The sequence below is a fragment of the Solwaraspora sp. WMMD406 genome, from assembly GCF_029626025.1.
Taxonomy (GTDB): domain Bacteria; phylum Actinomycetota; class Actinomycetes; order Mycobacteriales; family Micromonosporaceae; genus Micromonospora_E.
The window spans coordinates 4668282-4687843 of sequence record NZ_JARUBF010000001.1; the positions used below are offsets into that span (position 1 = coordinate 4668282).

At 69.1% G+C, this 19562-nt stretch carries 19 protein-coding genes and 1 CRISPR repeat array; of the genes, 10 read left to right on the forward strand and 9 right to left on the reverse strand.

Annotated features, from left to right (window positions below):
* Window positions 1-83: 83 nt before the first annotated feature.
* Complete coding sequence (locus tag O7632_RS20445; RefSeq protein ID WP_278116562.1) at window positions 84-815, forward strand: hypothetical protein; 732 nt, start codon at window positions 84-86, stop codon at window positions 813-815.
* A 186-nt stretch (window positions 816-1001) separates the two neighbouring features.
* Here the strand turns inward: O7632_RS20445 and O7632_RS20450 are convergent, their stop codons facing one another.
* Entirely contained in the window at window positions 1002-1517 is a 516-nt protein-coding gene (locus tag O7632_RS20450; protein WP_278116563.1) for a hypothetical protein, read from the reverse strand.
* A 206-nt stretch (window positions 1518-1723) separates the two neighbouring features.
* Here O7632_RS20450 and O7632_RS20455 point away from each other — a divergent pair, with 206 nt between their 5' ends.
* The 4 genes from O7632_RS20455 to O7632_RS20470 all read left to right on the forward strand — a co-directional run bounded on the left by O7632_RS20455 (window position 1724) and on the right by O7632_RS20470 (window position 3741).
* The gene (locus tag O7632_RS20455; protein WP_278116564.1) at window positions 1724-2551 is read left to right on the forward strand and encodes a DUF5753 domain-containing protein; all 828 of its coding nucleotides are present in this window, start codon (window positions 1724-1726) and stop codon (window positions 2549-2551) included.
* Complete coding sequence (locus O7632_RS20460) at window positions 2548-2742, forward strand: DUF397 domain-containing protein (RefSeq protein WP_278116565.1); 195 nt, start codon at window positions 2548-2550, stop codon at window positions 2740-2742. Before O7632_RS20455 ends, O7632_RS20460 begins: the two co-directional genes overlap by 4 nt.
* A gap of 97 nt (window positions 2743-2839) precedes the next feature.
* Complete coding sequence (locus O7632_RS20465; RefSeq protein ID WP_278116566.1) at window positions 2840-3034, forward strand: DUF397 domain-containing protein; 195 nt, start codon at window positions 2840-2842, stop codon at window positions 3032-3034.
* A 143-nt stretch (window positions 3035-3177) separates the two neighbouring features.
* Window positions 3178-3741 (forward strand): Uma2 family endonuclease, encoded by a 564-nt coding sequence (locus O7632_RS20470; protein WP_278116567.1) that lies wholly within the window; start codon window positions 3178-3180, stop codon window positions 3739-3741.
* A gap of 12 nt (window positions 3742-3753) precedes the next feature.
* Here the strand turns inward: O7632_RS20470 and O7632_RS20475 are convergent, their stop codons facing one another.
* The 3 genes from O7632_RS20475 to cas1 all read right to left on the reverse strand — a co-directional run bounded on the left by O7632_RS20475 (window position 3754) and on the right by cas1 (window position 7224).
* Complete coding sequence (locus O7632_RS20475; protein ID WP_278116568.1) at window positions 3754-4374, reverse strand: DUF6518 family protein; 621 nt, start codon at window positions 4372-4374, stop codon at window positions 3754-3756.
* A 295-nt stretch (window positions 4375-4669) separates the two neighbouring features.
* A CRISPR array of direct repeats spans window positions 4670-5632; the repeat unit is 37 nt; unit sequence GTTTCAATACGCCCTTGGGCGTGACGTGGTTTCTGAC.
* A gap of 212 nt (window positions 5633-5844) precedes the next feature.
* Window positions 5845-6078, reverse strand: a complete 234-nt coding sequence (gene cas2 / locus O7632_RS20480) for a CRISPR-associated endonuclease Cas2 (protein ID WP_278120234.1) — start codon at window positions 6076-6078, stop codon at window positions 5845-5847.
* A gap of 42 nt (window positions 6079-6120) precedes the next feature.
* Window positions 6121-7224 (reverse strand): CRISPR-associated endonuclease Cas1, encoded by a 1104-nt coding sequence (gene cas1 / locus O7632_RS20485; protein ID WP_278116569.1) that lies wholly within the window; start codon window positions 7222-7224, stop codon window positions 6121-6123.
* A 91-nt stretch (window positions 7225-7315) separates the two neighbouring features.
* Between cas1 and uppS the strand changes: the two genes are divergently transcribed.
* The 3 genes from uppS (at window position 7316) to O7632_RS20500 (ending at window position 8859) form a co-directional block, all read left to right on the forward strand.
* Window positions 7316-8092: a polyprenyl diphosphate synthase gene (gene uppS / locus O7632_RS20490; protein ID WP_278116570.1), complete on the forward strand. Its 777-nt coding sequence runs from the start codon at window positions 7316-7318 to the stop codon at window positions 8090-8092.
* Window positions 8093-8165: 73 nt separating this feature from the next.
* Window positions 8166-8564, forward strand: coding sequence for a type II toxin-antitoxin system RelE/ParE family toxin (locus O7632_RS20495; RefSeq protein WP_278116571.1), 399 nt, complete (start codon window positions 8166-8168; stop codon window positions 8562-8564).
* The gene (locus O7632_RS20500; RefSeq protein WP_278116572.1) at window positions 8530-8859 is read left to right on the forward strand and encodes a helix-turn-helix transcriptional regulator; all 330 of its coding nucleotides are present in this window, start codon (window positions 8530-8532) and stop codon (window positions 8857-8859) included. Before O7632_RS20495 ends, O7632_RS20500 begins: the two co-directional genes overlap by 35 nt.
* 52 nt (window positions 8860-8911) lie before the next feature.
* On the opposite strand, the gene cas6 is transcribed toward O7632_RS20500, so the two are convergent.
* A complete protein-coding gene (cas6, locus tag O7632_RS20505; protein ID WP_278116573.1) occupies window positions 8912-9691 on the reverse strand; it encodes a CRISPR system precrRNA processing endoribonuclease RAMP protein Cas6 in 780 nt (259 codons plus the stop codon).
* 81 nt (window positions 9692-9772) lie between these two features.
* Window positions 9773-11590, reverse strand: a complete 1818-nt coding sequence (locus O7632_RS20510; protein ID WP_278120236.1) for a GNAT family N-acetyltransferase — start codon at window positions 11588-11590, stop codon at window positions 9773-9775.
* 308 nt (window positions 11591-11898) lie between these two features.
* Here O7632_RS20510 and O7632_RS20515 point away from each other — a divergent pair, with 308 nt between their 5' ends.
* A complete protein-coding gene (locus tag O7632_RS20515) occupies window positions 11899-13677 on the forward strand; it encodes a cellulose binding domain-containing protein (RefSeq protein ID WP_278116574.1) in 1779 nt (592 codons plus the stop codon).
* 48 nt (window positions 13678-13725) lie between these two features.
* Here O7632_RS20515 and O7632_RS20520 read toward each other — a convergent pair whose 3' ends face one another.
* Both O7632_RS20520 and O7632_RS20525 read right to left on the reverse strand, forming a co-directional pair.
* Window positions 13726-15123, reverse strand: a complete 1398-nt coding sequence (locus tag O7632_RS20520; RefSeq protein WP_278116575.1) for a hypothetical protein — start codon at window positions 15121-15123, stop codon at window positions 13726-13728.
* Between the two features lie 378 nt (window positions 15124-15501).
* Window positions 15502-17055, reverse strand: coding sequence for a plasmid pRiA4b ORF-3 family protein (locus tag O7632_RS20525; RefSeq protein ID WP_278116576.1), 1554 nt, complete (start codon window positions 17053-17055; stop codon window positions 15502-15504).
* A gap of 472 nt (window positions 17056-17527) precedes the next feature.
* On the opposite strand from O7632_RS20525, the gene O7632_RS20530 reads away from it, so the two are divergent.
* A complete protein-coding gene (locus tag O7632_RS20530) occupies window positions 17528-18376 on the forward strand; it encodes an LppX_LprAFG lipoprotein (protein WP_278120238.1) in 849 nt (282 codons plus the stop codon).
* A gap of 76 nt (window positions 18377-18452) precedes the next feature.
* Here the strand turns inward: O7632_RS20530 and dapF are convergent, their stop codons facing one another.
* A complete protein-coding gene (gene dapF / locus O7632_RS20535) occupies window positions 18453-19463 on the reverse strand; it encodes a diaminopimelate epimerase (RefSeq protein WP_278116577.1) in 1011 nt (336 codons plus the stop codon).
* Window positions 19464-19562: the final 99 nt, after the last annotated feature.

The following is a 19562-nucleotide window of genomic DNA, read 5'->3' on the forward strand; positions in this document are numbered from 1 at the left end:
ATTTCGAGACGCGAGGCTCCGGTGGTAGGTGGCGTCGGTTCATATCGTGGCTGCTGAGGCCGTGGCACCGGTTGGTCGCGGCGATGAGCGCCCCCGAACCGGAGCTCTCGCCGCCGTCGCCGCCACCCGCGCCGCCGGGGCGGCTGACCGAACTCCGGGACGCACCGGCACCGATCGTCGTGCCCGCCCGGGGATACCTGTTCGCCTTCCGCGTCCACACCAGCTTCGTCTGGTCATCCGAAGGGCTCCCGAGGGAGACGCTCAACGGCTGCGTCAAGATCTTCATACCGTACGCGATCCGGGCGCTGACCCGTCTCGCCGCCGCCCGCGCCCGCAACGTCGCCGCGCACCAGGCGGAGGAGTTGGAGGTCGAGCTGCAACGCACAATCGATGCCTTCGGACCATTACGGTACGAGTACGGCGAGGCGCGAGTGGACTGCCAGGCATGCGTGTCGGTCGAGCTCGACGACCGGGTCAAGCAGGCTGTGCAGCCGTACTGGGAACAGTTGATCAGGCTCGACTGCGAGTACGACGTGGACACCAAACGCGCGCAGTACATAGCTCGGATGAGCCGGCAATGGTCGACGATCCTGGAAGATCTCCTCGACAATCCGGTCGCCGGCGGCGCGGCAACGCTGTCCAACCAGGCTTTGGCCGCCGTCGTGCGAGACTTCCTCGCCGCGCGTAAGGCTGAGGCCGATCAGCTGGCGGACCGCCTCGCCGAGTACTCACGCAACGGCGCCGGCTACGAGCAAAGCGCCTATTTCGATCTACTCATGGACAAGGCACGCCGTAACGGCTCCTCCAGTTCCTGACGACCCGATGTGGCTGCGCTGAGCCGTGCCGCTGCCGACCGGCTGGCCGCACGGGACCGACTATGTGTTTCGGCGTGATCCCGCTGCATGAGCCTCAGCGGGATCACGCCGGATCGCGGTACTACCCCCGTACGCCAGCCGGCCTGTCCGCGCGTCCATCGCGCTCGGCTTGACTGGGCGACCGAGCTACACCAGCCAAACCAGGTCGAGGTCGTCGATGGTGCCGCCGATCCGTACCTCGGCGAGGTAGCGGCGCATCAGCTGGCCGGGGTCGACGGCCTGCTCGATCTGGACCAGCGCGCCCGGTTCGCGGGTGGCCAGGGCGTGCAGGACGAGCTGTTCGAGTCGTTGGGCGTTGAGCACGGTGAGCCGGCAGCCGCACGGGGAGCCGTACGCCCGGCCGCCGAGCATCTCCATGCCGGTCAGCGCACGCTCGCAGGCGGCGCAGAACAGCAGCCCGTCGAGCGGGTATTCCGGTCGGTGCCCGCCGGTGCGCGGGGCCGGCGGCCAGTGTCCGTCGTTGCCGCCACCGCCGCCGGCCCCGCCAGCGCCGGCCGTGGCCGGTCGCGCGCCGCCGTGGCTCCCGGTCTCCCAGCGGTACGGGGTGTTGCCGCGCGGGTCGGGACGCTCCACGCCGTTGGCGGCCAGGGAACGGACGAGGCGTGGTTCGCGGCCGATCGGCTCACCACGGAACAGGCACATGCTTGACCTCCGTCACGAGTTTCGGATTTTCGGGGTTCGATCCTTGTGGCGGACCACGTTTCCAGTCCTCGTGCGGGAGACTCAATCGCGTACGCCGTCGCCCGTCCACTGTGATGTGGTGAATTCGGCGGCCGGCCCGGCCAGCGGTTCCCTGGTGAAACATTGGCGCGGGTGGTGGGTGTGTCGGACGAGAGGAAGGTAAAAGCATGCCGGTCACCGGACCGACTGTGGTGCGCCGTCAGCTGGGGCGACGGTTGCGCCGGCTGCGTGAGGAGGCGGCCCGCACCGAGCAGGAGGTGGAGCGGGCGAAGGTCTGTTCGCGTACGACGTTGTGGCGGATCGAAAGCGGCAAGTCTCCGGTAAAGATGAACACCGTTCGCGGTTTGTGCTGGTTCTATGGTGCCGATCCGGAGACGACGGACGCGTTGACCCGGCTGGCCGCCGCGTGTGACGAGCACGGCTGGTGGGAGTCGCATGGGGACGCCGTACCGGATTGGTTCCGGTTGTATGTCGGCCTCGAAACCGCCGCCACCGAGATCCACAACTACAACCCGGAGCTGATCCACGGCCTGCTGCAGACCCCGGACTACATGCGCGCGGTCTTCCGCGCCGCCGACCCGCAGGCGACCGAGCAGAAGATCGAAGGTCAGGTCTCACTGCGGCTGGACCGGCAGATCTCCTACTACGACCGCGAGGAGCCGGCCCGGATCGTCGCAGTCCTGGGTGAAGGCGCGCTGGCCCGCGAGGTCGGCGGGCCGGCAGTGATGGCCGAGCAACGCGCCCACCTGGCCGGGCTGGGTCGACGGGTACGGGTGGAGATCCGCGTCCTGCCCTGGTCAGCCGGTGCCCACGCGGCAATGGTCAGCCCGTTCACGCTGCTGGACTTCGCGGACCCGGACGACCCGGACATCGCCTACGTCGAGTCCCATGTGGGCGCTCGTTATCTGGAGCGGCCGGAGGAGTTGGCGGAGTACCGTCGAATTTTCCGGCTGATCCGCCAGCAGTCGGTCCCGATCGAGGAGCATCTGCGATGAAGCCTGACACCCCTTGGTTCACGTCCAGCCGCAGCGGTGGCAACGGTGGCGAGTGCGTCGAGGCACGCCGGCACGCCGGCCAAGCCGAGGTACGCGACAGCAAAGACCGCACCGGCCCCACCCTCACCTTCACCACCGGCCAGTGGGACACCTTCACCACCGCCCTACAAACCGGCACCCTCCCCCACTGACCGTTGCCCATCGCCTCGTCCCCCGCCCCAGTCACAGGGGTGGGGGACGCAGCCGTACCTGACGCATAGGTCCACGGAGCGAGGAGGAGCATCAGCGATGAAGCCTGACACCTCATGGTTCACGTCCAGCCGCAGTGCCGGGAACGGCGGAGCGTGCGTCGAAGCCCGCCGGCACGCCGGCCAAGCCGAGGTACGCGACAGCAAAGACCGCACCGGCCCCACCCTCACCTTCACCACCGGCCAGTGGGACACCTTCACCACCGCCCTACAGACCGGCACCCTCCCCCACTGACCGTTGCCCATCGCCTCGTCCCCACCCCAATCCTCGGGGTGGGGCTGGCACCGCCCCCGCAGCAGGGGCTGCAGCCCTTGCTTGCCGACAACCTCGGCAAGCAAGTGGGAGACTGGTCACGGCAGCAGTAGGAGGTGTAGCTGATGAGCGTGGCCGTACTTGATCACGTGGGTCCGTGGAGCGAGGAGGAATACCTCGCGCTGGACGCGAGTCCAAATCGTGTCGAACTGATCGACGGAGGCCTGTGGGTGAGCCCGGCACCAAGCAAGCGTCATCAGCAACTCTCCTACCTGCTGATGTCCGCGCTGTATCCGGCAGCCCGGTCTGCCGGCCTCCGGGCGTACGAGGCGATCAACGTCAGGCTGCGTACGGATCGGATCGTGATTCCGGACCTCGTCGTCGCCGACACCAGCAGCGAAGGATCCGTCACCGACGCTGGCGAGGTCGTGCTGATCTGCGAGATCACCTCGCCGAGCAACGCCGCCACCGATCGTCTGCTCAAGATGCAGCTGTACGCCGCAGCCCGAATCTCGTGGTATCTGCTGATTGAGCCGGAGTTGCCGGGCTCGTCGGCGGTAACGCTCCGGCTGTTCCGGCTCGACGGCGAGCACTACGTCGAGCACGTGACCGCGACCAAGGGCGACGTGTTGACCACCGATCAACCGTTCCCGTTCACGCTCGACACGGCCACGCTGGCCGACGAGTAGACACCCGCCCGGTCAGCGGAAGCCGGCTAGCAGGAAGGCACCGAGGCCAAGCAGGGCCAACGGCAGCGCTGTGGCGAGGCTGAGGAGCCGGTTGCGGTTGGTCCGGCCGGCCAGGACGATCACCAGTACGCCGAGCACCGCCCGGACCACGACGTGCGGAATCGGATCGGTGCCGTAGCTCGGTTCGCCGATCCGGCTCGCCTCCAACGCCGCCTCGGTGAAGCACACCGCCCCCGGCAGGGCCGTACCGATGATTTGTCGCCAGCCCGAGCCGCGTGCCCAGACGCCGCCGACGCCGAAGACGACCCCGGCGAGGACCCCGAAGGCCATCCACAGCGCCGACGTCGGCGACCACATCACCGACCAGTTGTCGCCCTGGATCAGCGCCGCCGCCACGTAGTAGGCGGGTACGGCGATCACCAGCCCGACGGCGGCACCGGCAGCGGCCCGGAGCCATCCCGTACGGACCCAGTAGCCGAAGAAGAACGCGGCAACCGCCCACACCGCCGACGAGTTGCCCAGGTCGGCCAAGGGCCACCAGGGCATGAACTTGATCCATACGAAGTCGACGAACCCCAGCAGGAAGCCGCCGACCACCGCGACGAGCGCGACGCGCCGATTGTCCGGATACATGCTGTCGGACCATACCGTGCCGCACACGCGACCGCTCCCCGCCGGCACGCCGCCCAGCTGCACCGCACTCGACCACTCTCCGGTACGGCACCGAGCGCTCACCCTCTCCTACAGAACGTCACAAGGCGGCAGAGGGATGGACCAACGTCCACCCCTCTGCCGCCTCATCGGCCTCCCAGACGCCCGTAGGCGTGACGTGTTCCCGAACGATGGGCAAGAGCAACAGGTGCTCCGCGCCCGAGAGTTGCCATCCGCCCGTAGCCGACACGCCACGGTTTAACCGCATGGCGCACAGGTTTCAATACGCCCTTGGGCGTGACGTGGTTTCTGACTTTGGGTACCCCGTAGTTTCGTTGTCAGTCCCCCTGTTTCAATACGCCCTTGGGCGTGACGTGGTTTCTGACGGCCGGCCCCGCGTCGCCCTGTTCCCCCGAGCAACGGAGTTTCAATACGCCCTTGGGCGTGACGTGTTCTGACCTGCGACCGACCCCTGACCCGCCCCCGTCTGAGGCAAATGTTTCAATACGCCCTTGGGCGTGACGTGGTTTCTGACTGCCCTGTGGGGGCTGCTGTGAGGTGGCGGCAGATTCGGGCCCGCGTTGCAATACGCCCTTGGGCGTGACGTGGTTTCTGACTCAGGCGACGACGCGCAGGCTAAAAAGCATTCCCCGGACTGCGGTTTCAATACGCCCTTGGGCGTGACGTGGTTTCTGACCCATCATTGGAGGAGGAATCTATGACCACAGATGAGTTGTGTTTCAATACGCCCTTGGGCGTGACGTGGTTTCTGACGCTGCGTTTGCGATGGTGTACGTGATCAACATCGGATGCCGCAAGTTTCAATACGCCCTTGGGCGTGACGTGGTTTCTGACCATCCGCTCGCGCCGATGCCGGCCGCGAACCGTGCCGCGCGTTTCAATACGCCCTTGGGCGTGACGTGGTTTCTGACCCGACGTCGACGACCAGATCGCCGCCCTGAAGTCGGTGGTTTCAATACGCCCTTGGGCGTGACGTGGTTTCTGACGTGAGTCCGGCGCCACGTTGGTGCTCGATCCGCCCGGCGGGTTTCAATACGCCCTTGGGCGTGACGTGGTTTCTGACTGGACCGACATCACCGCCTGGCTGCAGGGCTCCACTCCGGTGTTTCAATACGCCCTTGGGCGTGACGTGGTTTCTGACCTGGTGTAGAGGTTCAGGTTTCGAGCGCTGCAAACTCTCAGGTTTCAATACGCCCTTGGGCGTGACGTGGTTTCTGACCCTACCCCGCTGGGCGGGTCTGTGACCAGGGCAGACGCAGGGCTGCTGCACGGCGACCTCTGCAGCTCCACACTCGACGGGTGACGCAGATCACTTTTTCAGACGTTTCTGCAGGTCAGCGACTTGCACGGCGCAGGGCGGATTTGCATGATCACCTAACCAGGCCCGACTTGTCGCCGTCTGGTCACCATCAGCGCCTCGCGTACCTTGTGTCACAACACCACCCAGTAGGGCGGCTCTGGGTCAGTCCGTCGCTGGCCGATCACCACCAGCTGACCCTGACAGCCGGCGCAGATCGGCACGATGTGAATCGTATCCGTCTCCACGTCGATCATCCGCTCCAACCGGGCGGCGAGTCGCGTCAGCCTGGCCCGGTCGATCTGGCAGAGGAAGACGCTGCGCTGGATCCGTTCACCCCACTGATGCAGGGCCGCCGCCACCCGCAGCCGGCGGCTGTCCCGCGATGTCGTAGCACACCAGCACCGTCGTCATCTCCACTCCAACCCGTCCCACGGCACGTCCCGCTCCACCCACGCCGCCAGCCGTTGCGCCTGTCGGTGCAGGTGGCGACGGATCGACCCGGTGAAGCCGGGTAGCGCGCTGCGGGTCACCGTCGCCATCCGCTGCTCGTACGCGTCGATCAGCACCGCCCGCCCCTCCCGGTTGAGCAACACCCCGGCCCGGTCGGTCTCCTCACTGCCGTGCTCCAGACCCAGCCGGCCGGTCCGGGCCAGGTGCAACACCACCTGATCCACCACGTACGGCCGGAACTCCTCGATCAGATCGAGTGCCAGACTCGGCCGCCGGTCCGCCGGGGTGTGCAGCAGCCCGATCGCCGGGTCCAGGCCAGCGGCCGTCAACGCGGTCACCGCCTCCCCGAGCAGCAGCGTGTAACCGAACGACAAGGCCGAGTTGACCACGTCCAGCGGTGGCCGCCGCGACCGGACGGCGAACCGCAGCGGTGCCGGCAGCAACGCGCCCAGCGCGGCGAAGTAGGCGCGGGCCGCCGCGCCCTCGGCACCCATGATCTCGTCCCGGCTGGCCGCCAGCGCCACCGTGTCTATCGACCGGATGATCCGCTGGATCGCCGTATCGACCTCGTCGTGGCGTTCCTGCCGGCGGCTGCGGTGCAGCAACACCGCCTGCTTCGCCAGCTTGGCGGTGACGACCGCCCGCGCGAGCGGCACCGCCCGCCCGGGGTCGTCAGCGGCGGCGAGCAGCGCCCGCAGCCGTTCCACCCGACGAGTGCCAGAGCCGGCCAACTGCCCCAGGTACTGGCCACGCCACGAGGCGAAGACCACGTCGACCCCGTCCCGCAGCGCCCAACTGCGGGCACCCGCCGACAGCCCCACCGGCCCGCACAACGCCAGCCCTCGGACGTGCCCGGCCGGCACGCTCAGCAGCGTGCCGCCGTCGGGTGAGTCGACGACGAGGCGGCCGGCTGCCACCCGTACCGTCGCGCCCGGCACCCCGACGTAGATCACCTTCGTCGGCGCGCGCTCGCCGTCCGACGGCCCGATCCCGCCGTACGGGTCGATGTCGCCCAGGTCGATCCCGACGCTCATCGCCGGACCGCCGTCGTCTCCCGCCACCGCCACCACCCGCCGTTACCCGGTCGCCCGCCGATTAGCTGACCGACCTGCGCTGCTGTGTCCGGGTGAGGAAGCGTGGTGAGATCAGGCGATGATGCGACAGTTGCTCGACGCGGGACACCGGCTCTACGCCCGCCGGCTGCGTGCCCAGCTCGCCGCCGCCGAGCTGCCCCGCCACCTGGCGATGGTGATGGACGGCAACCGGCGGTGGGCGCGGCAGATGGGCTTCGACGATCCCAAGGTCGGGCATCGGCATGGTGCCGAGCATCTCGACGAGGTGCTGGGCTGGTGTGCCGAGATCGGCATCCGGCACGTCACCGTGTTCGTCGCCTCCGTCGACAACGTCCGTAAACGCGCCTCCGACGAGGTCGACAATCTGATGGGCATGATCGAAAGCGTCGTAGCGGAGCGGCTGACCCGCGACGACAACATCTGGCGGCTGCACCTGGCCGGCCGGCTGGAGGTGCTGCCCGACTCAACCCGGCACGCGCTGAAGCTCGCCGAGGAGGCGACCCGACCCCGGCAGACCGGCCACCACCTGACCGTCGCCATCGGCTACGACGGCCGCGAGGAGATCGTCGAAGCCGTCCGGTCGCTGCTCGAAGACCAGGCGCGACGCGGTACGACCCTCGACGACGTCGCGCAGCGACTCACCGCCGACCAGATCGCCGCCCACCTCTACACCAGTGGGCAGCCCGACCCGGACCTCGTCATCCGCACCAGTGGGGAACGCCGGGTCTCCGGTTTCCTGCTGTGGCAGTCGGCCCACTCCGAGCTGCAGTTCTGTGACGTCTACTGGCCCGGCTTCCGCAAGATCGACCTGCTGCGGGCGCTGCGCTCGTACGCCGCCCGCAAGCGCAAACCCTGACCGTCACCGCCAGGTGCCGGCAGCTCTGACACCCAGGTTACGTGCGACAATAAGTCTGGCTTATAGTCATCTCATGTGGGAGGTGTCCTTACATCCTGAGGTCGAGGACTGGTTCATCGATCTCTGCTGCACCGACCCGGCCACCGCCGATCGGGTCGCCGAGGCTGTAGACCTGTTGGCCGAGCACGGTCCCGCGCTGGGGAGACCTCTTGTAGATCGACTCAAGGGCAGTCTCTATCACAACATGAAGGAGCTTCGGCCAGGATCGACAGGCGATACCGAGATCCGGATGATCTTCGCCTTCGATCCTCTCCGAGAGGCCGTGTTCCTCGTCGCGGGCGACAAGTCCGGCCAGTGGCGGGCCTGGTACGAGAAAGCCATCCCACTGGCCGACGCGAGGTTCGACGAGCACCTGATGAAGCTCAAGGAGGATGTTGATGAGCCCGACGAATTGGCGAGACGTCAAAGCTAAGGCACGCGCGGCCGACCCTGAGTGGGACAGCCCCAGCCGGGTCGCTCGACGCGCCGAGGTGCGCCAGGAGATGTTGGCGTCCGTGAGCGGTGCCCAGCTCGCCGACATCCGCAAGCAACTGGGCATGACTCAGGTACAGCTCGCTGAGGCAGCAGGGCTGTCGCAGGCTCGGATCAGTCAGATCGAGAACGGCGAGGTCACCAGCCTGGAATCTCTCAGATCGTACGTCGCCGGGCTTGGTGGGCATCTCGACATCGTCGCTCGAATCGGAAACATCCAACTGAACGTGGCATAAGAACCCGATTCGCCGGAATTCGCACCAGCCCGGGTTACGGCGCCGACGGCAGTCACCGCCAGGTGGGTTCCAGACGGACCAGGCCGAAGCCGCGACCGCGCTGCGCACCCACCCCGCTGTACGGGGCCAGCCGCAGCAGCCGGTCCACCGCACCGACCAGGGTCGCCGGTCCGTCGCAGACGTAGCGGATCCGGCCGAGGAAGCCCGACACCGTACGCCCGTTGACCTTCACCACGTCGCTCGTACCGTCGATGTCGCTCACCCACAGCATGTCCCGGTCCGGCCGCTCCCCCGGCTGGCCACCGCCCGGCCCGCCGCTACCGCCGCCCGGTCCCCCGCCGCCGGGTAGCGGCAGCACCAGTTCCGGCAGCCCGGCCGGGGCGCTCGCCCGCCACACCGCACGCAGCCCGGCCACCACCGACCACGGATCCGGCCACGGGGTGAAGCCGTTGCCGCGCCGGAACGTCGCCGGGGTCAGGAACCGCAGCGACCACGCGGCGTCGCCGGATGGCCGCGCCAGCTCCAACCAGGACACCCCGGCGACCTGCCGCGCCCCGGTGACCAGCGCGCCGGCCTGCGCGCCGAACCGGATCACCGCCCCTGGTGCCGCCCCGGCCCGTAGCCGGTCGACCAGGGCGTCGTCGAGCAGGCCGACTTCGACCAGGGTGCCGGCCGGGTGGTCCACCGGCGGACTGACGCTGTACGCCTTGGCGTGTGACCGGTGTGCAGCCAGGTCCACATCGAACCAGCGGGACACCACCGCGTGGACGTGTTCGAGCCGTACCCTGGCCGGGTCGACCCCCGGCACCACGAACTGCCACCTGCTCGGCATCACGCACGCTCCTCCACCGCCTGGCGAACACTCGACCGTAGGCCAACCCGTCCATCTTCGACAACTGCGGGCCTCCTCGCGTCACCCCTCCGGCCGGCTGCGGTCCGGTTGTCCGGCAGCGATGGTGCGTTGTCCGGCGGCGATGGTGCGCAGGATGCCGACCATGTCGAGGGCGCCGTCACCACGCCGCACGGCGTCGGCGTAGAGGGCCCGGCACAGGTCGCTGAGTGGGACGGCCGCGCCTGCGGAGACGGCCGCGTCGACGATGAGCTCGGAGTTCGTGTGTACGTCGGAGATCGCCGCCTGCGCGGTGAGGTCGCCCGCGACCAGCTTCGCGGTCTTGACCCGGGAGATCGGGGAGGACATCTGCCCGGCGTCCAGGATGTCGCGCAGCAGCCGCGGGTCGAGTCCGTGTCGGTCCGCGAAGTGGAACGCCTCGGCGAGGCCGGTCACGAGCGCGATCAGGAACACGTTGACGGCGAGCTTCATCGTGATCCCGGACGGCACCGGCCCGCAGGTGGTGACCCGCGCGCACATCGGGTCGAGTAGCGGTACGACGCGTCGGACGACGTCGGGGCGGCCCGCCACCATCGCGACGAGGTTGCCGTCCTCGGCGGGCCGACGCGAGCCGGAGACCGGGGCTTCGACGTAGTGTCCGCCGGCGCTTTCGACCTCGTCGGCCAGGGCCTTGGCGTACTCGGGGGAAAGGGTGCCCATGTTGGCGATCGTGCGGCCGGCGACGAGGTGGGCGAGTCCGCCGGGTGCGCCGCGCAGGACCTGATCGACGGCGGCCGCGTCGCGCAGCATCACGAACACCGTGTCGCACCCCGCGAACAGCTCCGGGACGGTCGCGGCGGTCCGGGTGCCGGCCGATACGAGTTCGTCGTCGGTCTTCGGGGTACGGTTCCAGACGGTCAGCGGGACACCGCTGTGCACCAGCCGGCGGGCCATGGGCAGGCCCATGATGCCCAGGCCGATGAACCCGACCCGGCCGGGCGGGGTCTCGGTGCCGCCGCCGGTCAGCTGCTTGGCGAACCAGTGGTGCGCGTACGGCTCGTCGTTGAACGGGACGACCTCGTCGTAGCCGGCGGCCCGGTAGAGGCCGATCGCCTCGGTGAGTGACCTGTTGGTCTCCAGCCGGACGACGCTCGCCCCGAGCGACGCGGCCGCGTCCTCGGCCGCGTCGAGGAGCCGCCGTCCGAGCCCCAGCCCGCGCAGTTCGGGCGACACCCAGAGCCGGCGGATCGCGGCCGCCGCCGGGTCGTCGGCGGTCGTGACGCCGACGCATCCGACGGGGCGGTCCTTCAGTGTCGCGAGCAGGAACCGCCCGTACGGGGGTCGCAGCGCGTCGTCGGCGGTGGGCAGGCTGCGCTCCGGATGGAACCCGCCGTCGAAGCGGTCGTCGAGGGTGCGGCGGTATGCGTCGACCGCCGACCGGGCCGCGTCCGAGGCCGGGTCGACCGTGGTGATCGTGATCTCGGAGGCGGTGAACAGGCGACGTACGGTCGCGGCGGCAGCGACGAGTTCGTCTCGTTGACGTTCGGTCAACGGATCGAGGATCGTGTCGACCAGGTCGTCCGAGAGCCGGTTCAGCACGGCCAGTTCCGCCCGTCCCGCCGGGGTGAGCGTCGCCCGGCGGACCCGACTGTCGTGTTCGGACGGGGTGACGACGACCAGGCCTTCCTGTTCCAGGGCGCGCAGCTGCCGGCTGGCGTAGCCGGAGTCGAGTCCGAGGCGGCTACGCAGCTCGCGCACCTCGATGCCGTCGTCGCCGATCTCCCACAGCACACGGTCCAGACTCAGCGGTCGGTCACGCGACAGGTAGCGGTCCTGCAGCGCGCCGAGTCGTTCGGTGACGACGCGGTTGAACGCGCGGATCGTCTGGATCCGGGGCTCCATGCTCACGATCTCTGACTATAGTCAGAGATCGTCGAACCAGCGATACCGCAGGCCGACCACGAGTCGGGTGGTTGCCTGCGGGACGCCCGACTGAAACGATATCCATCTATGGGCGTCCGGGTGCACCAGCGCTGACGACCCGTGCCGAGGGCGACGGCGACGGGACCAGACCATCCTGATCGACTCGTGGCTGGGCGGCGACAAACCGACGACGAGCGGCGGCGTCCGGCCGCTCGGACACGTCGGAGACGCCCGGCCACACCAGGTTGCCGCCGACCCTGTGGCCGTTGCGGCAGAGAGGAAGCCCGATGAGGCTGACCCACCGGGGCACAATCCGCCCGTACCACTTGCGGCGCGGAGGCAGCGCGGCTGCCGTCCTCGCCGCAGCCACCGCCGTCGTCACCGTGGCCGGGGTCCTGACCGCGCCGCCGTCGATGGCCGCGACACCGGACATCACCGTCAACACCGGCTCGTCGTACCAGACGATCGACGGCTTCGGCGCCGCCACCCCGATCTTCAGCAGCGGCGGCGACCAATGGTCGACAAGCGAAACCCAGACGCTCGTCGGCATGGGCCAGGGACAGCTCGGTCTGTCGATCGTCCGGACCGTCGTGTCGCCGACGTCGAGCGAGTGGAGCTGGCCGGTCAGCAGCCTCCAGACGGCCAAGTCCTACGGCTCCGACGTCACGATCCTCGCCTCGCCGTGGACGGCACCGGCACACTTCAAGACCAACAACAGTCGGGTCAACGGCGGCAAGCTCCGGACCGACTACTACGACGACTACGCCAGACACCTCAACGACTACGTGCAATACATGAAGGGCCAGGGCGTCACGATCGACGTGACGTCGATCCAGAACGAGCCGGACTGGCACCCCGACTACGACTCGATGGACTGGACCGGCGCCGAGATGCGCAACTTCGTCCGCGACCACGGCGCGGCGATCCGGGACACCGAGCTGATGGTCGGCGAATCCCTGCGGTTCGCCCGCTCGTACAGCGACCCCACGCTGCAGGACCCCGCCGCGCGCAACAACATCGGGTACGTCGGCGGCCACCTGTACGACGCCGAGAACAGCGGCAACCTGTCGCCCTACCCGCTGGCCAACCAGTACGGCAAGCCCCAGTGGATGACCGAGTGGAACCTGCACGCCGCCGACGGAAGCGGTTCGAACATCTGGGGGGACCCCAGCAACACGGCCGTCTGGAACGAAACCCTGGACGACATCATGCGGACCGTACACCGGTCGATGGAATCCGGCTGGAGCGCCTACATCTGGTGGTACGGCCGCCGCTTCTACTCCTTCGTCGGCGACGGCGAGTCGCAGTACGGGACCACCAGGGGCGCACCCCTGCGGCGCGGTTACGCGTTCTCCCAGTACGCCAAGTACGTCCGGCCGGGTGACAAGCGGGTCGCCCTGTCGAAGAGTTCGCGGGCGTCGTCCCTGGAGGTCACCGCCTACCAGGGCCGGGGCAAAGTCACCCTGGTGCTGCTCAACCGGTCCAACAGCGCGGTCAACGACACGGTCGTCCAGGTGCCGCAGAACGTCTCGGCGGCCGAATACACCGTCACCTCACGGACCCAGAGCTCCCAGTCGCAGCCGGTGAGCGTCAGCGGCGGCCAGGTGACGGTCGACGTTCCCGCACGGAGCATCTCCACCATCACGATCACCGAAGGCTCGGCCTCGCCCACCCCGACGACCGCGCCGCCGACCACCGCACCGCCCACCACGGCACCACCGACCACCGCTCCCCCGACGACGGCTCCGCCGACGGGGGCGTGCCGGGTGACCAACGCGGTCGACGCGTGGAACTCCGGGCTGGTCGACAACATCACCATCACCAACACCGGTACGAGCGCCATCAACGGCTGGTCGCTGCGATTCACCCTCGCATCAGGACAGACGATCGTGTCCGGTTGGAACGCCACGTACTCACCGACCAGCGGTCAGGTGACCGCGACGAACGTCAGCTACAACCCGTCGATCCCGCCAGGAGGTTCGGTCACCATCGGCTTCCAGGCCACCCACAGCGGCAACAGCTCCGCACCGAGCGGCTTCACCCTCAACGGTGCCGTCTGTAGCTGACCGAGCGGTGCTGGCCGGGTGCGACAGCTGTCGGACCCGGCCAGCTGGTCAGCGGCCGAGGTTGAGCCCGGGGACGGTGAAGGTGCCGTTGGTCATCGAGTGCACCAGCGGCCACAGGTGCCGGGGCCAACCGGACTGCCGGGCCGACCGGATACCCAGGCCGACCGACACCTCCTGCGGCAGCTGCGCACCGAGCAGCACCGTCGCGCCCGGCGCTTCGGCCACCTGCTCGGCGATCCACTGGACCGCCGCCGTCACGATCTGCGGATAGTCCTCCCAGTGGTGGTACGTCTCGCCGGGCCGGGGCAGGTAGCGCCACTCCCGCAGGGTCGTCGACGCCGTCTCCGGCAGGCCGAGACCGGCGGCGTCGTGCAGCTCGACGACGATCGGTTCCCGGTCGGCGGCCAGTGCCGCCGTGAAGTCGTGCGCGGCCCGCTGCGTCACGTCCACCGGCAGCCGGGGCAGCCGGCCGAACTCGTGATGGTTGGTCCGCAGCACCAGCAGCAGCACCTCCGGCGTCGGCTGCCGTTGGCCTGCCGCCGGTCCCGCCTCGCCGTCCCCGGGGACCTGCCCCACTGGGACCTGCCCCGCTTCGGCGTCCCTGGCGACCTGCCCCGCCTCGTCATCGCCGGGGACCTGCCCCGCGTCGGCGGGGTCGTCGCGGATGACCCGCAGCTGGGCCGGATGACTCAGCACCCGCAGATCACCGAACAGCCCACCGGCCGTCCGGTCGAACTGCCCCTGGAAGGTGTGCCCGTCGGCGACCGGCGTCGCCAGCAGCGGCCCCTGCCGGCCGAAGCTGTCCCGTTGTCGCACGCGCAGCGCCCGGCCCCGTTCGGCGGCCGTCACCTGCTGCCCGAACGCGACCGCCACCGGCCACGGCGCCCAGACGAACAGGGACCGGTCCAGGGTGGCGTCCCGGCCGTCCGGGTCGTAGCTGGCCACCTGGAAGTGCCGGACCAGGCTGTCGACGTCGCGGCCCCAGCGGGTCGCCTGGGATCCCTGCGGCCACACCGCCGCCCGGTCGAAGGTGCGCAGCGGCGGCACTGGCCGGAACACGGCGAACCGGTCCCGGACGTCGCGCAGGAAGCCTTCCTTCTGCTCCGGGGTCCACCCGGCCGCCACCTCGTTGATCACGTAGGCGACGCCGAGTCGCTGCCGGAGCCGGTTACGCCACCACCACAGCGTGGCACCGGCGACCAGGGTCACGACCGCCAGGACACCGAACGTCACCAGCCAGCCGCCCCGCCCGGAGGTCCAGCCTTCCACCGCCAGGTCGGGCGCGACGCCGCCGGCCGCGCTGAACGCGGCCGTCGCGATCGTGAAGAAGACGCCGATGACCCCGGGGCCGGCCGGACCGGCCAGCCACCGCCCGAAGCGCGCCAGATCAGCGGTACGGCGGACAGGTCGCGCCTCGTCGGGCCGGTTTTTCTCCACGTCGGACACGCGTCACCTTTGTCGTCGTCACCAGTACGGTCAGCCGACCGTAACCACTGGGCCGGCGTACGCAATCCTCCGGCCGGACCTTCCGTCGCCAACGCGACAGAACATGGGCGACATCACACCTGTCCGCCAAATCGTTCAGTTGCCGCTGGTCGGCTGCTGGCGGATCGCAGGCGGGCTGCGCCAGTGGCTCGTCGCCGACGCCGAACGCAAGGCGGCCCAGGACGCACAGGAGGCAGGGCAGGCAGCGAAACGGGCCGAGCGGGAACGCGTCGCGGCCGAACTGGCCAGCAGGGATTCGACGTTCGTCAACCCGTACACGTTCGTGCCGCGACCGGAGCCCACCGACTCAGCTTCGTCAGCGTCGGATGACCCTTGTCGTCATCCCCCCTGCCCGGTCAACTGGCGGGTCACCTCGGCGGTGTCGAACCGTGCCGGGTCGAAGTCGTCGTCCGGCCCCATCCCGAGCCACTCCCGGCGCTCGTCGTGCTCCGGGTGGGACGGGTCGGCGAGGACCTCGACCAGGTAGCCGTACCCCCAGATGCCGCCGCAGTCCTCCGGTGGCGCGGCCCGCCGGCCGCCGGTGCAGCGCGGGTAGACGACCGCCTGGCGGTCGAGCGACTTCTCGACGACGATCTCGTGGTCCCAGCTGTCGCCGAAGTCGTAGCGGTACCGCAGCTTGGCCCCGACACCCGGGGCGACCTGCTCCAGCGTCACGGCGGCCGCCGAGCGGTGGTCGAGATCCGGGTCGGGGACACCGAACATGCCGTACGGGGTGTCGAAGACGTGCAAGTGGCTGTCGTCCCAGTCGAAGGCGACCTGCAGGATGTCGTGCACGTCGGCCAGGGTGGTGTCGCCGGGGAGTTCCAGCCGCCGCCAGATCGGTGGTTTCGCCCCCCGCAGGCTAACCTTGACCTGGTAAATCGGCGCCGGCCCGTCGGACTTCTTTCGCTTTCTCGGTAGCTTCGGCGCCCGCGACGGCACGCGCCGCAGCCGGCCGCCCGCCTTGATCCGTTGGGCCTGCCCGACGATCTCGGCCAGCATCTCCAGCATCGCCGCCGGATCGCCGTCGCCGTGTCCGTGCTCGGCCGGCGGGCGGGTCGGCTCGGGCAGTGCCGCCAGCCGGGCACGCAGCAGTACGGCCAGCGGGTGGTAGCCGGGTCCGTCTTCGTCACCGAAGTCGCCGTCGGAGCCGGGCTCGCCGTCCTGTCGGTCGTGCGTCGCGCGGGCGTCCAGCGCCCGCTGCACCTGCCACCGGAACTCGCCCGGATCCAGATCGTCGACGGTGAACGACACGTCGGCGCGGCGGAGGTCCGTACGGATCATGGCGTCGACATCGTCGAGCAACTCGCCCGGCAGCAGGCTGATCTCCCCGGCCGCGTCGCAGTCCAAGTGGTCGACCTGGACGAGGAAGCCGTGGGGGCGGCCGGTCCGCTCGAAGGAGCACAACAGCATCGACGCCGCGCCGGTCGAGTCACCGTAGCGCCGGCAGAGTCCCACCTTCAGCGTCTCGGACAGGTCACCCGACCACGCCGGCGCGGGGACTCCGGCGGCCAGCAGCGTCCGGGCCGCGTCGGCGGCACCCGCGTCGGCACGCACCGAGTCAATGGCGAGCAGTACGGCGACCGACTCGCGGCTGGAACGCTGGGCCAGCGCGGGCACGATGCCCTCGGCCAGCGCCTGACCGAAACCGTCGGCGGCGGACTCTCCCACCGCTACGAAACCCGCCCCGAACAGCTCGGCCGCCAACGGGTCGTTCTCGTCAGGCAGGTCGGCGGCGGCCGCCAGAAGTTTGGCGACGAACCCGCCGGGTTCGAACGCAGGGTCCGAACACTCCGGGCAGTCGCACTGTTCAGGGACGAGCGACACCGGCGTGCGGCCACGTGCGCCGGTGCGCGACTTGACCTTCTTCCTACCACGGCTCACAGGACTCATCGGGACATCTTGCCGCACCCCGTCGGGCGGGGTGACATCCTATCCCGCAAGGTGGATGACGCGCCGCGCCCTACCCGACCCAACTCAGCCGGCGATCACCGTGGCGAGGGCTATGTCCTGTGGGGACTCGGCGAGCGGGAACGTTGTCCCCAGAGAGTTGTTGACGATGTCCACACGCGAACACTCGTCAAGAGCACCAATCAAGATCAGCAATTAAAGATCCCCGACGATTTCGATGGGCGTTGATAACGCTAGCGAAAGGAAGTCCACGCATCAACAGTCGGCAGTTGTCAACTTGACTCGCAATTCGGGCAATCACTGCATGGAGACCCGCTCGCGCACCGCAGACTGTCCATCAGCGACGGTCACACGGGCCGCTGGCGGTCGCGGCGCGCTGGACAGGTCACGCTAGGCTGCCGCATGACCGATAAACCAGACACATACGTTCAGGGAGTTTTCGCTCGTGTCCACAATGCAGAGGCTTGCCCAGCTGGGTGTGGCCTCGGTCGCCGTTCTCGCCGTCACCGCCTGCGGTTCGCAGGCCAGCACCCCTGACGGCGACACCGCCGCCGCCGAGCAGCCGAACGTGTTGGCGCTGCTGGCCAGCGACGCCACCGGCTCGCTGCAACGTACCGTCGAGACCACCGGCAAGGCCGAGTCGGTGACGGTGACGATGACCGGCACCTCCGAGGGTGAAACCGTCGACATGAGCGGCGTCATCAAGCTCGGCGACTCGCCCATGGCCGAGCTGTCGACCACGGACCCGGAAGACGGCAAGATCACGATCATCATGGTCGGCAGCGCCTTCTACGTGAGCATCCCCGAGGCCGACCAGGCGTCGATGGAAGGCAAGAAGTGGTTCAAGATGGACCTCGCGTCGCTCGGCCAGAGCTCGGATGAGGACCTCGCCAAGCAGCTGGAGGACATGGACCCGGTCAAGAGCGTCCAGACCCTGCTCGACGGCGGCGACGTGACCGTCGTCGGCGAGGAGACCATCGACGGTGTGCCGACCGTGCACTACACCTCGACCACACCGGTGGAGGCCTACCTGGGTCACCTCGACGCCGAGCTACGCGACGGCGTCCAGGAGCAGCTGGCGACCGCCGGTGTCACCGAGATCGTCTCCGACGTGTGGGTCGACGAGCAGTACCAGCCGCGTCGGGTCAAGCTCGTCATGGGCGAGCTGAGCGACATGACGATCAACTACACCGACTACGGCAAGCCGGTGTCGATCGCGGAACCGTCGGCCGAAGAGACGCTGGACTTCGCCGAGATGATCGCGGAGATGCAGGATCTGATCGCCGAGGTCGAAGAAAGCTGACCGGCGAGGCGGCCCAGGGCCGCCGGGTGTAGCCGTCGGTCGGCGTACATCCGGCGGCTACCGTCGCCGTCGTTCGTCAACCGACCGACGGGTGTACGCCAGCGGCCTGCAACACGGCGTGGTTGTTCTCCCGCAGCCGCGAAAACGCCTGGACCTCGTCGACGAAGGTGTCCGTCTCGACGGTGGCCGGTGACCCGGTGGCGAGGATCCCCGCGTCGACGTCGGCCCGATAGACGTACGACGCGTTGCCCTGCAGGGTGGCGTGCCAGGCGTCGGCGTCGCCGGACAGCCAGGCGGTCGCGACCCCACCCGGATTGCGGACGGTGATCCGCGCGTCCGGATCGGCGAGACCGAGGCGCGAGTAGACCGCACGGGACGCGACGACACCGGATCCGCACGACGGGGTCAGCCCGGCTCCCCGCTCGTACGTCTGCACGTAGATCTCGCCCGGCGTGTCCGTCCCACCGGTGTCGAGGGGGAAGATGAACGACAGGTTGGCCCCGCGCGGCACCAGGTCGGTCGCGGCGGTGATCCGCTGGCCGGTGGCGACAAGCTCGGCCTCGTCGAACTTCTCGACCACCGCGACCAGGTGATCGTTCGGTACGGCGAGTGCCGTCATGCCCAGCGTCGGGTGCAGCGCCGGAAGCGGTGTGTCGACGTGTGGCTGCCCGACGTCGACCACCGGGTCGGCCGGGTCGAAGTCGATCCGGGGCATGTCGACGGCGGTCTGCCGGACCCCTTCGGGGGTGGACGCGGCCCGGCGCACCACGAAGTCGCTGCCGCCGGCCCGGATGACGGCTTCCTGCGCGTCGCGGGTGTCGAGGACGAGGCGGCCGATGCAGCGCATGCCGTTGCCGCAGAGCTTGGCGAAGGAGCCGTCCGGGTTGAAGAACGCCGCCTCGGGCACCCGAGGGGCGAGGTCGATGAAGTAGACGCCGTCACCACCGAGCGGGCCGGACCGGTCGCACAGGTGGCGGACGAGTCGCGGCAGGTCCGCCTCGGCGGCGTAGTCCCCGGGCCGGCCCTCGATGATCAGGATGTCGTTCTGCGAGCCGTGTGCCTTGAGGATCGGCAGGCTTGACCTCATCTGTGCTCCAACGCTGCGATTGCGCGAACCGGCGAGCCGGCACCAGCGATCGAGTCTAACGGCGATCGGGGCTCCGGACGATTCCGTCCGAAGCCCCGA

Bases quoted from the DNA above. Each gene is read 5' to 3' on its own strand.
- O7632_RS20510 (WP_278120236.1), bottom strand. From the start codon at position 11,590: ATGGAGCCCCGGATCCAGACGATCCGCGCGTTCAACCGCGTCGTCACC.
- cas6 (WP_278116573.1), bottom strand. From the start codon at position 9,691: ATGCCGAGCAGGTGGCAGTTCGTGGTGCCGGGGGTCGACCCGGCCAGG.
- O7632_RS20475 (WP_278116568.1), bottom strand. From the start codon at position 4,374: ATGTATCCGGACAATCGGCGCGTCGCGCTCGTCGCGGTGGTCGGCGGC.
- O7632_RS20495 (WP_278116571.1), top strand. From the start codon at position 8,166: ATGTGGGAGGTGTCCTTACATCCTGAGGTCGAGGACTGGTTCATCGAT.
- O7632_RS20455 (WP_278116564.1), top strand. From the start codon at position 1,724: ATGCCGGTCACCGGACCGACTGTGGTGCGCCGTCAGCTGGGGCGACGG.
- O7632_RS20530 (WP_278120238.1), top strand. From the start codon at position 17,528: ATGCAGAGGCTTGCCCAGCTGGGTGTGGCCTCGGTCGCCGTTCTCGCC.
- O7632_RS20460 (WP_278116565.1), top strand. From the start codon at position 2,548: ATGAAGCCTGACACCCCTTGGTTCACGTCCAGCCGCAGCGGTGGCAAC.
- O7632_RS20445 (WP_278116562.1), top strand. From the start codon at position 84: ATGAGCGCCCCCGAACCGGAGCTCTCGCCGCCGTCGCCGCCACCCGCG.
- O7632_RS20470 (WP_278116567.1), top strand. From the start codon at position 3,178: ATGAGCGTGGCCGTACTTGATCACGTGGGTCCGTGGAGCGAGGAGGAA.
- O7632_RS20500 (WP_278116572.1), top strand. From the start codon at position 8,530: ATGAGCCCGACGAATTGGCGAGACGTCAAAGCTAAGGCACGCGCGGCC.
- uppS (WP_278116570.1), top strand. From the start codon at position 7,316: ATGATGCGACAGTTGCTCGACGCGGGACACCGGCTCTACGCCCGCCGG.
- O7632_RS20465 (WP_278116566.1), top strand. From the start codon at position 2,840: ATGAAGCCTGACACCTCATGGTTCACGTCCAGCCGCAGTGCCGGGAAC.
- O7632_RS20450 (WP_278116563.1), bottom strand. From the start codon at position 1,517: ATGTGCCTGTTCCGTGGTGAGCCGATCGGCCGCGAACCACGCCTCGTC.
- O7632_RS20515 (WP_278116574.1), top strand. From the start codon at position 11,899: ATGAGGCTGACCCACCGGGGCACAATCCGCCCGTACCACTTGCGGCGC.
- dapF (WP_278116577.1), bottom strand. From the start codon at position 19,463: ATGAGGTCAAGCCTGCCGATCCTCAAGGCACACGGCTCGCAGAACGAC.
- O7632_RS20525 (WP_278116576.1), bottom strand. From the start codon at position 17,055: ATGAGTCCTGTGAGCCGTGGTAGGAAGAAGGTCAAGTCGCGCACCGGC.